Below are 13,534 nucleotides of genomic sequence, written 5' to 3'. Positions count from 1 at the left end.
TCGCCGCCGTGCGGCGCCAGGCTCTGACCCCTACTGCTTAGAACTGCATCCGCAGGCCAACGTTGATGCGGCGGCCGTCGTTTTCCAGCGTGAGGAACTGGCTGTCGTTGTTGGCGTACTCGTGCACCTTGGCGTTCGTCAGGTTGATGGCGTCGAGGTACAGCGACAGTTGCTGGGTCAGGTTGTAGCGCAGGCTCGCATCGGTCTGGCCGTAGGCCGCGCGGTTGCGCGGCAAGGTGCTGCCGCCGCCGCAATCGATGGAGAAGTGATTGCGCCAGTTATAGCTGGCCCGTGCCTGGAACTTGCTGTTCTCGAAGAACAGCGACGCGTTGTACGACTGGCGCGACAGGCCCGGATAACCGCAGGCCACGGGACCCTCGGACGTATCGCGGTTCGCTTCCGCATCCACGTAGGTGTAGTTCGCCGTCACGCCGAAGCCTTCCAGCAGCGGGTGGATCTTGTCGAACGCAAACTGGCCGGCCAGTTCCGCGCCCTTGATCGTGCCCTTCTGGCCGTTGCGGACACGGGTGTCGTGCACGATCTCGTTCGGATACTGGGGCAGCTTCGTGTCCTGCAGCGACGTCTCCAGGAAGTCCGACACCTTCTTCGTGAACAGGGCGGCGCTGACGTAGTTCGTCTTCGACAGGTACCATTCGTACGAGACGTCGAAGTTATTCGAACGCATCGGCTTCAGGTACGGGTTGCCGCCGCCGCTCGTGACATAGCCGGTACGGCCGCCATACGAATTGCTGACGCCCATCTGGTTCAGCGTCGGACGGGTCAGCGTCTTCGACGCGCCGAAGCGCAGCAGCATGTCGGACGTGAGGTCGAACTTCAGGTTGGCGGACGGCAGCCACGCGTTGTAGCTGTTGTCGACCGAATTCGTCTGCATCGGGCCCCAGTTCTGGATATAGGTCGTGTCGTTCGGGCTTTGCACGGCCGACAGCAGGATACGGCTGGTGCCCGAGGACTGCGACTTCACGCGCATGTAGCGCAGGCCCAGGTCACCGGACCAGCCCTCGCCTTCCCACCTCGACTGGACGAACGCGTTCGCCACCTTCTCGCGCACGGCCCACAGCGACGGCTTCGTGTAGTCGATCGCCATCGGGCCGTTCGGGAAGACCGACTTGTCGGCGTAATGGGCCGGGTCGTTCGATTGCGGGATCAGCGACGGCTGGTTCAGGTAAGCCATGTAGTCGTACGGATCGAAGCTCAGGAAGTTCGCCGGCACGCCGCCGCCGCTGCCGAACGGATTGCCCAGCGGCGTCACGGTGAACAGCGACGACGGCAGCGACACGTGGTAGCCGGAGAACGCGTTCCACGAATCGGAGCTCCACTGGATGTGCTCGACCTTGCGCTGCGAGTACGCGGTACCCATCTGCAGGCCCTTGAACCAGCCCATGTCCGTGCTCCAGAACGCGTTCAGGCGCCCTTCGTGCAGGTCGTCGTGGTTCGAGGCGATGGTGTTGCCGACGGCGTGCGCGCGCACGGCCGACGGATCTGCGATACCGTCGCCGAAGGTCACCGTCGGCGTCGAGCCGAACGTCAGCACGTCGCCGTTCTTCGGCACCATGCCGGCCACGATCCACAGGTCGGGATAGCCGATCGCCGTGCGCGACGACGACAGGTCGGCCTCCAGTTTCCAGTCCGGCGACAGGTTCCACTTCGAATTCAGGCCGTAGGCCAGCGTGGTCGACAGGCGGTCGCCGCCCTTGACGATCATGTCGTTCGAGTTCGCCTCGGTCAGGATGCCCGCTGCGGCCAGGCCCGGGTTGTTGGCGACGAAGTTCGAGCCCGGACGGTCGAAACCCGTCACCTGGCCGTTCGCGTCGGTTTTCACGTTCAGCTGGGTCGGATTCATCCAGTCGCTGATGGCGATCACCTTGTTACGCTGGTTCAGGCGCGAATACAGGGCGTCGGCCGTGATCTTCCAGTCGCGCGACGGATTGTATTGCACCGTCGTGTTGGCGACGAGGCGCTTGCGGCTTTCGTCCTCGTTCTGGAAGCCGTAGCTTTGCGGCATGAGCAGCTTCTTCGTCGTGACGTCCGCCGCCGTGAGCCCTTTGGAATTCAGGTTGCCGTTGATCGTCTTCACGTCCAGCAGGTTCCAGGCGTCGTTGAGGGCCTTGTACTGGCGCGAGGCACGGTCCGTGTACGACAGCGAGCCGGACACGCCGAAGTTCTTTTCCGCGTTCGCGTACGAGTACAGGGCGCTGAGGTTCGGCGTGTTCTTGCGCGAATTCGAGTCCCACGAATCCGACACGTTGACGACGGTCGAGCTGCCAACCTTGCCGGACAGCGGGCGCGCCGTCTGGATGTCGACCGTCGAACCGATGCCGCCTTCGGGCAGGAACGCCTGCGACGTCTTGTACACGATGGCCTTGGAGATCAGGTCGGACGACAGCACGTCGAACGAGAATTCGCGGCCGCCCGTATCGCTCGTCATCGTGCGGCCGTTGATCAGGACGTTGTTGAATTCCGGGCCCAGGCCGCGCACAGAGATGTAGCGGCCCTCGCCGTTGTTGCGCTGGATCTGCACGCCCGTCACGCGCTGCAGCGATTCGGCGATGTTCGTGTCGGGGAACTTGCCGGCATCCTCGGCCGACACGGCATCGACGACGCCGTCCTGCAGCCGCTTCGTCATCAGCGACGAGCTGAGTGACGCGCGGATGCCGCTGACGACCACCTGCTGCACTTCGCCGCCCGCGGGCTGTGCGGCCGTCGTCTGCGCGCCGGCATAGCCGGCGACGCACAGTTCGGCGATGACCGTCGCGAGTACGGTCTGGCTGATCCGGTTCTTGATCATGTTCTTGTCTCCAATCTCCGTTATTCGAATATGTGGTTGTTTTCTCCGGGGCGGCGGCGACAACGTTGTCACGTCACGACGCAAAACGGGGTGTCTGTACGCCCGCTGGTTTTATTGTACGGAGCAGTGCGATCGTTACCACTATGGCTTCTTTACGCTCTGGCATGCCAAAAACATATAAGACGATTCGCACTGCATGTGATTCAGTAGTTGACCGCGTAATCCTTCGGGAACGCGCGGCCTGCAAAGGCCTTCTTCTGCGTCCAGTCCTGGGCAGGGCTCGTCCAGTAGGAGTCCGTCGCCGGCAACCCCAGCGCGAGCAGGCTTTCGGAGGCGATGTACATGCTGCCGTTGTTCGAATAGATATCGGCCAGCTCCGGGTGGTGGCCGACGAAGCCGAGGGTCAGGTAGCCGTCTTTGGTGAAATTCGTCGGGTCCGACCACACGGCCTCGTGCACCGCCTGCATGGCCGCCCTGACCTGCCCTTCCGGCAGGCTGGCCGGCAGCTGCTTGCGCCAGGCCAGCAGCGCGAGCGGCTGGAACACGGCCGTGCGGTACGTGAGCGAGCGCCCGATCGGCGGATACGTGCCCGTCGGCGAAACGAAGCGCTCCAGGTGCTCGCCGTAGCGCTGCATCCGCTTCATGGCCTGGACACGCAGGTCCGCCGGCTTGCCGTTCCAGAACGGCGCGTTGTGCCGCTCCAGCACCTCGAGGATCTCGACCAGCATCGGGTACATCACGTACGAGTTGTAGTAATCGAAGTGGAACGTCTCGCCATCCTTGATCCAGCCGTCGCCCACATACCACTCGTTCACCTTGCGGATCGCGACGTTCGTGCGCATCGGGTCCGCCTGCTCGCCCACCGACAGCAGGAACGCCTCGTTCATCGCCGCGAACAGCATCCAGTTGATGTACGGCGGCTCCACGCGGCGCAGGCCCTTGATCTCGGTGACGATGCGCTGCTTCGTCGTGGCGTCGAGCGGATCCCACAAGGCCTTCGGCGCACGCAGCAGCGCGTTCGTGAAATAGGACGAGTCGACGAGCGCCTGGCCATGCTCGCGCCAGGACAGGTAGTCCGGGCTGCTCGGATCGACGGCATGCGCGTACGACTGCAGCGCGAGCTGGCGCAGGCGCGCGCGCAGGCGGCCTTCCGGCGTAGCGTCGTCGGGCAGCGCCAGCCACGGCGCGATGCCCGCGATGAGCCGGCCGAAGCATTCCAGGTACGCGACCTGCGGGCTGCGGCCGTCCCACGTGGGGCTCAGCTCCAGCGCGAAGCGCTTTTTCAGCTCGCCCTTCGCCATCGCTTCCAGGACCGGCTCGGCCATCCGGCGCAGCAGGTTCAGCATCCACTCGCGGTCGTTCCCCGTGCGTGGCGCCGGCGTGGCCGCGTCGGCGCCCTTCAACCCCATCGCACCGGCGGCGGCCGCGAAGCTGCCCATGAAGTGTCGTCGTTTCATGCGTCTCCTTCGTTGATTATTTGTCCACCACCAGGGTATCGCCCACGTAGGCGCGGAAGTGGCGGATGCGTCCCGGCGTGCCGTCCGGTCCCTGGCGCGGCACGTAGCGCAGCCCGGCCACGTCCATGCTGCGTCCCAGGTCGATCACGAGGCGGTGCGGGTACGCGGCCTTGTCGGCCGTGATCCAGTAGTCGCTGTTCTGGCCGTTGATGGCATTCAGCGCGCCGCCGTCTTCCTTCGTCGCTTCCTCGCTGTCGACCCAGGCGATGGTCCAGTTGGACTGGTCCAGCGTCTTGCCGTCCTTGTCCAGCAGCGACAGCTCCGCCACGGCCGCAAACGGCTTGCCGTCGAAGGCGTCGAGCGACTCCAGGCAGAACTGGCGGCCTTTCACGGCCGCGGCAAAGCGCACGTCCTGCGTCTGCGAGCCGGGCGCGAATTCGCCTTCGTGCGCCGGTTTGACGCCGTCCAGCTGCACGCGCGCGGTGCTGGGTGGGCGCGGGAAATCGCGTTCGCGGTGCAGCTGGTCGAGGATCGGCGCCGTGAGACCCGCGATCGTCGGCGTGCCCTGCCCGCGCGGCCCCGTCAGGTCCAGCACGACGACCTCGTTGCGGCCCTTGCGGATCCACGGTCCCGGCAGATACATCGTCTGCGTGGGGCCGATGCTCCAGAACCTGCCGAGGCAGCGGCCGTTGATCCAGACGACGCCCTGGCCCCACGCGGACATGTCGAGGAACGTGTCCTCCGTGCGCGCCGCGTCGAAGCCGCCGCGGTAGAACGCGGCGCCCTTGCCGCGGCCCTTCCTGAACGCCAGCTTCGGCAGCACGCCGTCCGCGTCGAAATCGAGCGCGCGGATTTCCCAGTGTTCCAGCGGTTGCGCGGTGCCGCCTTTCGGCGTGAACGTGACCGGACCATGAATGCCCTTGCGGTCATGGACCTCGGGGCCGAAGTTCACACGCGCGATCGTGTACAGCAGGATGTCCAGCGTCGCCGGCTTGCTGCGCGCGGGCACGTCCACCTTGTAGCGGCGGTAGCGCGTGTCGAACGTGCCGAGCTGCCTGCCGTCGAGCGTGACCCACGCCAGGTCGCGCGCGCGGGCCACTTCCACGACGCCCGCGGGGCCGGCCGGCAGGGTCACGCGATACGAGACAAGGCCGCGGCTGATGTCGTACTGCTCGATCGGCCGCGGCGACTGGTCCTTGATCACCCGGGCCGGCAGCGCCGATTTGACGGGCACCGATTCCGCCAGCGCGAACGGCGACACCGTCATGACGGGCATGCGCGGCGGCGGCTCCGGCAGCTTTTCGCCCGCCGCCAGGAACGGCGTCATCGCCGCGCGGTACGCGTCGAACTTCGCACCGATCCATCCCGCCTCGCTGATCGGCGCGTCGTAGTCATAGCTCGTCGTATCGGGCCGGAACGGGCGGTCGCAGCCGCCCCACAGGCCGAACGTCGTGCCGCCGTGCGCCATGTACAGGCTGAACGAACCGTTCGCCTTCAGCATCGCGGCGATGTCCTTCGTCGCGCCTTCCACGCCGCCGCGGCGGTGCGGCGATCCCCACGTGTCGAACCAGCCGGAGTAGTACTCGCCGCACATGCGCGGGCCCTTCTGCACGGCGTCCAGCGCCTTGAAGCCCGCCACCGGGTCACTGCCGAAGTTCGCCACCGAGAACAGTTCGGGAATGTGCGTACGCGCCACGGCGTTCGTCGGATTGCACTGGAACAGCGGCACGTCGAAGCCCGCATCCAGCAGCGCCTGGCGCAGCACGCGCAGATAGCCCACGTCGTCGCCGTAGAAGCCGTACTCGTTCTCGACCTGCACCATCAGGATCGGACCGCCGTGCGTGACCTGCTGCGGCCCGAGCACGCGCCCCACTTCCTTCAGCCAGCGCAGCGCCGGCGCCAGATAGGCCTCGTCACGGGTGCGCAGGAACGCGTCGCCGTCGTGCTTCAGCAGCCACCACGGCAGGCCGCCCATCTCCCACTCGGCACAGGCGTACGGACCGGGACGCAGGATCACCCACAGGCCTTCCTGCTGCGCGAGCCGGCAGAACTCCGCGGCGTCGCGCTGGGCGGCCCAGTCGTAGCGGCCCTCTCTCCATTCGTGGTAGTTCCAGAACAGGTAGGCGCACACCGTATTGAGGCCCATCGCCTTGATGGTCTTCAGGCGGTGCGCCCAGTACTCGCGCGGCACGCGGGCGAAGTGCATCTCGCCGCAGCGGATCTGGATCGGCTTCCCGTCCAGCAGGAAGTCGTGGTCGCCGATCGCGAAGCGCCGGGAGGCGGCCGCGTGCAGGGTACCCGTGAAAGGCAGCAGGGCCGCGCCCTGCAGCAGGCGGCGGCGTTGGAAACTGATGGTCATGTGGTCGTCGATCGTAAAAATTAGAGCTTGCCGCGCAGGCCGAACTTGATGGTGCGGCCGTCATACTTCGCATAGTCCATGCGGGTGCGGTGGCCGTCGCCGTACTGGCCCGTCGCATCCTCGAAGTAATCGTACGACAGCGTGTTGGTCAGGTTCAGCGCGTCGAGACGCAGTTCCAGGTTCTCGGTCAGCTTGTAGCTGATGGTGCCGTCCAGGTAACCGCGGGCGGCGCGCCAGCGAATCAGGTCGTCGCCGTTGTTCTTCGGATTGTCGCCGTGCAGCGAACGGCCCTTGTAGTTGTACGACAGGCGCATCGCCAGGGGGCCGCGCTCGTAGTAGGTCGTGAAGCTGTACGCGTACTTCGGCACCGAGTTGACTTCGATTTCCTTGCCCGCGTTCGTGATCCACTTCTGGCTGTTGAACGGGTCGATGTGCGTGTAGCTGGCCAGCGCGCCCAGGCCCTTGAACGGATCGGGCAGGAAGTTGAAGTCCTGCTGGTACGCGAGCTCGTAGCCTTTCAACGTCTGCTGGCCGGCATTGCCGTAGGTGCGCAACGTCATCGGCAGGTTCGGATCGACGTGGCCGTTCTTGTCCTGGAAGATCGCGCCCAGCGCCGTATCCGGCAGGCCCAGTGCGCCGAACGTGGTCTGCGTCGTGCTCGACACGGTGGCGTCGGTCAGCTCCTTCTTGAAGTACGCTGCCGACAGCAGGCTGCCCGGCTTGAAGTACCACTCGAGGCTCGTGTCGAGGTTCTTCGACTGCTGCGGCTTCAGGTTCGGATTGCCCGCGGTGGCCGTGTTGTCGAACGGGTTCGGGATGACGGTCTGCGCGGCGATGATCGACAGCGACGCGCGGCTGATCGTCTTGCCGTACGACGCGCGCCAGATCAGGTCTTCCGTCAGGTCGTACGCGGCGCTGACGGCCGGCAGCACGTTCGTGTACTTGCCGTGTTCCTGGTTCGGCAGGTAGGCGCCGCCCGTGCCCGACTTCTTGTAGTTGTCGATGCCCAGCTTCGTCTGCGCCCAGCGCACGCCGGCGTTGATGCGCAGTTCGCGGGCGAGCACTTCGCCCTTGAAGTCGGACTGCACGAAGCCGGTGGTGACCTTCTCTTCCGCGCCGAAGCTTTGCGCCGGCGTGAAGGCGGCAGGCGTGTTGTAGGCCAGCGGGTCGTACGTGGAATACGTGTAGCTGCGCGTGAACGTGCCGAATTGATGCGGCCAGCCGTCGCCCATGTCCAGGTTCGAGATCGGCAGGGCCGACACCATGTTGCTGCGCAGGCCCGCGTCGCCGAACGATTTCAGCTTGGCCACCATGGCGGTCGTGCCGTTGCGCTTCTCGATCGTCTTCGTCGTGTCGACGTACACGAGGCCGCCCTTGAAGTGGCCCGTCCAGCCGCCCCACAGGTCGTAGTCCTGGTCCAGCACGAGGCGCGCCTGGCGGCCCTTGTCCGTCTCGCGCGTCCAGCCGGTGTTGATGTCGAAGCCCGTGAAGTTGGCGGGGTTCGTGTAGTCGACGTTCGACGACATCGACGGGTACACGTGGTCCGAACCGTAGTCGATGGTGGAATCGACGCCGAAGATCTGGCCCGACAGCGTGTCCTGGTAGCTCTTCGCGTCGCTGTTGTTCGCGGACAGCTGGCCGGTCAGCACGGTGCCCTTCTTCACTTCCCAGCGGCCGTTCAGGGCGAGGTAGCCGAACTTCGTCTTGTCCTCGCCGTACGTCACGCCGCTGCTGTACGACGTATTGCCGAAGGTGCCCGTCAACAGGTTCGACGCCGGGTCGATGTGCACGTCCAGCGGCACGAGGCCGTTGTGGCCCGCCTGGCCGGCCGGCGCGTCGCGGTTCGTCGTCTTGCTGTTGCGGATCAGGATGCCGTAATACAGTTCGTCGCGGCTGTTCTTCAGTTGCGAGGCGAGGCCGTCCAGGCTGATATTCAGGCCGCCTTCCTTGTACTGCAGCGACGTCACGAGGCCGTCGCGCGTGCGGCGGTTCTGCGAGCCGTAGAAGCGGTAGATACGGGGCAGCAGCGCGTTGTCGACCTGGTCGCGGGTATAGCCGGACAGGTTCGCGCGCGGATCGTCGTAGTCCAGCTGCAGCGCGAAGTTGCCCAGCACGGGCGATGCGCTGCCGCGGCGCGAGCTGTTGTAGCCGCCCGTGGCCTCGAAGCCGGAGCGGTTGTTGACGGCCTTCGAGTGCGATGCGCCGGCGAGGAAGCCCCAGTTCCCCCACGTGTTCGAATACAGCGCGAACAGGTTCGGATCGGTCTTCTCCGACATCGTGTTGTAGGCGGCCGACACGCCGTAGCGGACGGTGCGCTTCGGATTGTCGAACGGCCGCGGCGTCTGCAGGTCGACGACGCCGCCCATGCCGCCTTCCGGCAGTTCGGCCAGCGGGGATTTGTAGAAGTCGACGCGGCCGAACAGTTCGGATGCGAACACGTCGTAGTTGAAGCCGCGCGCCGCGCTGCCGATCGTGCTCGTCGACGTCGTGTTGACCGGCGCGCCGTTCAGCGTGGTCACCGTGTATTCGGTCGGCAGGCCGCGGATCGAGATGCGCTGGCCTTCCGCCGAGCTTTCGTCGCGGTTCAGGATCACGCCGGGCACGCGCTGCAGCGACTCGGCCACGTTCGCCTCGGGGAATTTACCGATGTCCTCGGCGACGATCGAATCGCGCACGCCTATGGCCTGCTGCTTCAGGTTCAGCGCCTTCTGCAGGCTGGAACGGAAGCCCGTCACGACGACGGTGGTCGCGGCGGGCGCGTCGGCCGGCGGCGGTGCCGGCTCGGCGGTCGGAACGGTCGTGGGTGCGGCCGGTGCGGACGCATCCTGTGCCAGGGCCTGGTTCCCATAGGCGGCGGCCAGCGCCACCGGCAGCAGCGTGGCGAGCAACTTCTTGTTCATCTTGTCTCCATTCTTGTGTCGTTATTGGAACATGGGTGCCGGTCTGGGGCACGACTAACGGTGGTCTTTACGCCGGCTGGTGGTCACGTTACCACAAGCGATTATTAAAGAGCAATAGTGCGCTCACGAATCAAATCATGGAATAAGTCATTGTTTTTAAACGATATACCGCGTCGTTTTGACGGATTTTGTGTCGTACAACCACGACAGCCATGCCAAACGGTCATACCTTTGACGAATTTTGTGATGTACGTTGTCTCATTTTTCCGTCAGACTTCGACCCATGCGTAAAGTCAGCAAACTCAGTGAAGTCGCCCGGCTCGCGGGCGTGGCCCCGATCACGGCATCGCGCGCGATCCGCGGCGCAGGTTATGTGTCGGCCGAGACGCGCGAGCGCATCATGGCCGCGGCCGCCCAATTGCATTACACGCCCGATCCGCTGGCGCGCCGCATGCGCGGGGACCGCAGCCGGCTGCTCGGCGTGTTCGTCAACAATTACGGCCCCGTCGTGCTGCACGAGATCATCCGCGCGTTGAGCACGCACGCGCGCGCCCAGGGCTACGACCTGCTGCTGTTCAACGCGGAACGCTTCGACAGTCCGGACCGCATGGCGACGTGCGACCTGCTGGGCAAGCTGTGCGACGGATTGATGGTCGTGATGCCCGGTGCGGACGACCGCTTCCTGGACGCCATCGAGCGCCAGCAGGTGGCCAGCGTCGTGATCTGCTTCGATGCGCGTCCCCTCGCGGTGCCCGTCGTGGCGGCGGAAAACCGCCTCGGCGCGCGCGTGGCCGTGAACCACCTGCTGGAGCTGGGCCACCGCCGCATCGCCTATATCGCCGGCAATCCGGGCACGGGGCAGAGCGCGGAGCGCGAACGGGGCTACGTCGATGCGCTGCTGGCGGCCGGCATCGCGGCCGACCCGGCGCTCGTCGTCAACGGCGCGTTCGTGCAGCCGGGCGGCTATGCGGCGACGGAACAGCTGCTCGCCCTCCCCGTCCCGCCGACCGCCATCTTCGCCGCGAACGACGAGATGGCGTTCGGCGCCATCGACGCCATCAACAGCCGCGGCTTGAAGGTCCCGCACGACATCTCCGTGATCGGCTTCGACGACATCCCGACCGCCAGCTGCGTGTTCCCGAAGCTGACGACGATGCACCAGCCGTTCGATACGATCGCAGCCTATGCCGTGCGCGAAGTGGTGGGCATGATCGCGGGCCAGATGACCGGCCCCGCGCGCATCGCCTTCCCCGCCAGGCTCACCGTGCGCGATTCGACGGGACCGGCGCCGCAGGCGGCGTCTATGCCGACGACGCCGCGCCGACCCGCCCGCGCGCGGCGCGTGCCAGTGTCCGGAACATGACCAGGCTGGTCCCCGCCAGCAGGCCGCCGACGAGCAGGGTCAGGCCGTAGAAGTGGCCCGTCGCGTCGAGCAGGGGACCGAGCAGGAAGCTCAGCACGATGTTGGACGTGGAGAACAGGAAGCGCTTGGCGCCGTCGAACTGCAGGAAGCGGGCGCGCGGGAACAGCACCATCGGCAGCGAGGCGGACGCCGTGTAATACGTGCCCGCCACGACCGCATGCAGCACGTAGACGACCGCGAAACTCTGCAGGTCGTGTACCGCGAGGAAGCCGCCGGCGCCCACGCACAGGTACAGACCCATGGCCCACACCGTCACGCTCGCGGCGCTGTAGCGGTCGACGAGCCAGCCGATCACGGACGACAGCCCGATCGACAAGGTGTACGACAGGGCGAGCAGGCGGCCGAGGGTGGCCTTGTCCATGCCGATCGATTCCGCGTACAGCTGCGAGAACGTATTGAACGGCATGAACGTCAGCTCGGACGCCGTCAGGGCGAAGAACACGAGCAGGAAGTAGCGGTCCGACAGGCATTCGCGCCAATACGCGCGGCCCATCGCGCGCCACGTCACGGCATCCTGGCCATCCACCGACGGCGGGCCATACTCTCCCTCCTTGAGGCGCAGGCACATGAGCATGACGGCGACGCCGAAGAACAGGCCGATGCCGAGGAAGACTTCGCGCAGGTGGTGTTCGGTCAGGCGGAAGAACCACAGGTTGAACAGGATGCCGGCGACGAGGCTGACGATGCGAAACGCCGCGTAGAAGCGTCCGAGCACGGGGCGCGGCACGATGTCGTTGACGAGCCCCGCGTACAGCGCGAGCGTGACGAGCGCGACGCCTTCGAACACGGTCCAGAACAGGCAGAACCACGCGAGCACGCACGCATCCACGCCGGGCGACAGCGTCCCGAGCACCTGGTCGGTGACGCGGCCGAACGTGGCGCAGTTGCCGAGCGCGATCAGCACGAGCGCGGCGACGGGCGTGATCCCCATCAGGAACGGCAGCCGCCTGCCCCAGCGGCTGCGGAAACGGTCGGAGCGGAAGCCGACGATGGGGACGAGCACGGCGCCCAGCAGCGCCGGCAGCGCGGACACGAGCACCGCGATCATCGTATCGCTGGCGTGGTGCTGGCGCAGCAGTTCCATGACGCCCGGGATGGCCGAGCGGTCGCGGAAAGCGATGGCGAACTCGCCGAACAGCAGCCAGAACATGACGATGGCGAGGCCCGCCGTCGTATAACGCAACGTACCGACGGCGTGGGCGCTTTTGTCTTCCAACATGGACGCGTTTCCCACTAACAAGAGCTAAAGCATCGCCGCAGCTTAAAAAAAGCGCAAGCTTTTAATTTCCCAAAACCGGGGTCAGACCCCGGTTTTGGGAAATTGGCAAAAAAAAAGACCTGCCATCCCTGGGCAGGCCGAACACGGGCACGGTGGCCCGCGAAGGAGAGAAATCAGTGGGTCAGTTTCGCCATTTCGGACGCGACCAGCAGCACCGCGCCCACGCCGAAATGCGCCGTCGAGTTGCGGTCCACCACCTGGCCGGGAATCGCGCGGTCGCCGATCGGCTGTACGTAGCCGACCTTGCCGTCGGCCTGGATCGCGGTGCGGGTCAGGTAGTCCCAGCCCTTCGCCGCCACCGGCAGGTACGTGCCGCGGTCCAGCAGACCGTTGTTGATACCCCACAGCATGCCGTAGGTGAAGAACGCGGTGCCGCTCGTTTCCGGGCCCGGCGCGTGGGCCGGGTCGAGAAGGCTGCGCGTCCAGTAACCCTCCGGCGCCTGGATGCCTTTCAGCGTCTGCGCCATCGCGCGGAAGCGCTCCTCGAACATCGGGCGGTACGGATCGTCGCGCGGCAGGTCCGCGAGCACCTTGGCCAGCGCGGCGAACACCCAGCCGTCGCCGCGCGCCCAGAAGTCCTTCTTGCCGTTCACGCTCTGGTGCTGCGGGTAGACGTAGCGCGCGTCGCGGTAGTACAAATGCGTCTCGGGGTCGTACATCAGGCTGTTCGCGTACTCGAAGTACGCGACCATCTTGTCGAGATAGCGCCGGTCGCCCGTCAGGTGGTACATCTTCGTCATCACGGGCATGACCATGTACAGGCCGTCCGCCCACCACCAGTAGTCGACGCGGTCCGTGCCGATCTCGTGGCCCATCACCTCGCGCGCGCGCGCGACGCGGCGCGGGTCCTGCGGGCCGAGGCGGTACAGGTCGATATAGCTCTGGAAGCAGACCTGCCAGTCGCCGAACAGCACGTGGTCGTCCGTCTCGCCGTACGTGAGCTTCCACTCGGCCTTGTTATCGGACTTGGCGCCCTTCCAGCCGTTGTACTCGGCCCACCGTTCGGAATACTGGCGGTACGCTTCGTTGTGCGTGACCTCGTAGGCCGCCAGGTTGCCCGTGTGGTAGACGGCCACGTTCCAGAACGACCATTCCGTCGGCGGCGTCGTGCGCTGCCAGTAGCCGTTCACCTTGTCGATGACGGCGAGCGCTTCGGCCCGCGTCGGGATCGTGGTGCGCGCCTCGTGTGCCGGGGCGGTGGCGCGCTTTGCGCTCATGCCTGCGCTCATGTCCGCGCAGCCGGCCAGCAGGAGCATGCCGCCCGCCAGGATGGCCGCCATCGTTCGCTTCTTCATGTGAATCCTTCAGGT

7 protein-coding genes are annotated in these 13,534 nt (G+C 65.9%); 1 reads left to right on the top strand and 6 read right to left on the bottom strand.

What is annotated here, in order from left to right:
* Positions 1-37: 37 nt before the first annotated feature.
* From QPK29_RS22885 to QPK29_RS22870, 4 genes are all read right to left on the bottom strand, one after another.
* On the bottom strand, positions 38-2,806 hold the full coding sequence (locus tag QPK29_RS22885; RefSeq protein ID WP_371771229.1) for a TonB-dependent receptor: 2,769 nt from the start codon (positions 2,804-2,806) through the stop codon (positions 38-40).
* Positions 2,807-3,009: 203 nt separating this feature from the next.
* Entirely contained in the window at positions 3,010-4,263 is a 1,254-nt protein-coding gene (locus tag QPK29_RS22880; protein ID WP_371771228.1) for a DUF2264 domain-containing protein, read from the bottom strand.
* A gap of 16 nt (positions 4,264-4,279) precedes the next feature.
* The gene (locus tag QPK29_RS22875) at positions 4,280-6,622 is read right to left on the bottom strand and encodes a beta-galactosidase (protein ID WP_371771227.1); all 2,343 of its coding nucleotides are present in this window, start codon (positions 6,620-6,622) and stop codon (positions 4,280-4,282) included.
* A 20-nt stretch (positions 6,623-6,642) separates the two neighbouring features.
* A complete protein-coding gene (locus QPK29_RS22870; protein WP_056125805.1) occupies positions 6,643-9,522 on the bottom strand; it encodes a TonB-dependent receptor in 2,880 nt (959 codons plus the stop codon).
* Between the two features lie 283 nt (positions 9,523-9,805).
* Between QPK29_RS22870 and QPK29_RS22865 the strand changes: the two genes are divergently transcribed.
* Positions 9,806-10,885, top strand: coding sequence for a LacI family DNA-binding transcriptional regulator (locus QPK29_RS22865; protein ID WP_371771226.1), 1,080 nt, complete (start codon positions 9,806-9,808; stop codon positions 10,883-10,885).
* On the opposite strand, the gene QPK29_RS22860 is transcribed toward QPK29_RS22865, so the two are convergent.
* Both QPK29_RS22860 and QPK29_RS22855 read right to left on the bottom strand, forming a co-directional pair.
* Entirely contained in the window at positions 10,824-12,164 is a 1,341-nt protein-coding gene (locus QPK29_RS22860; protein WP_371771225.1) for an MFS transporter, read from the bottom strand. The two genes, QPK29_RS22865 and QPK29_RS22860, sit on opposite strands and share 62 nt — an antisense overlap.
* Positions 12,165-12,337: 173 nt before the next feature.
* The gene (locus tag QPK29_RS22855; protein WP_371771224.1) at positions 12,338-13,519 is read right to left on the bottom strand and encodes a glycoside hydrolase family 88/105 protein; all 1,182 of its coding nucleotides are present in this window, start codon (positions 13,517-13,519) and stop codon (positions 12,338-12,340) included.
* Between the last annotated feature and the right edge of the window lie 15 nt (positions 13,520-13,534).

The sequence above is a fragment of the Massilia orientalis genome (assembly GCF_030411975.2).
GTDB lineage: Bacteria > Pseudomonadota > Gammaproteobacteria > Burkholderiales > Burkholderiaceae_D > Telluria > Telluria orientalis.
This window is presented reverse-complemented; position numbering and strand designations above follow the sequence as displayed.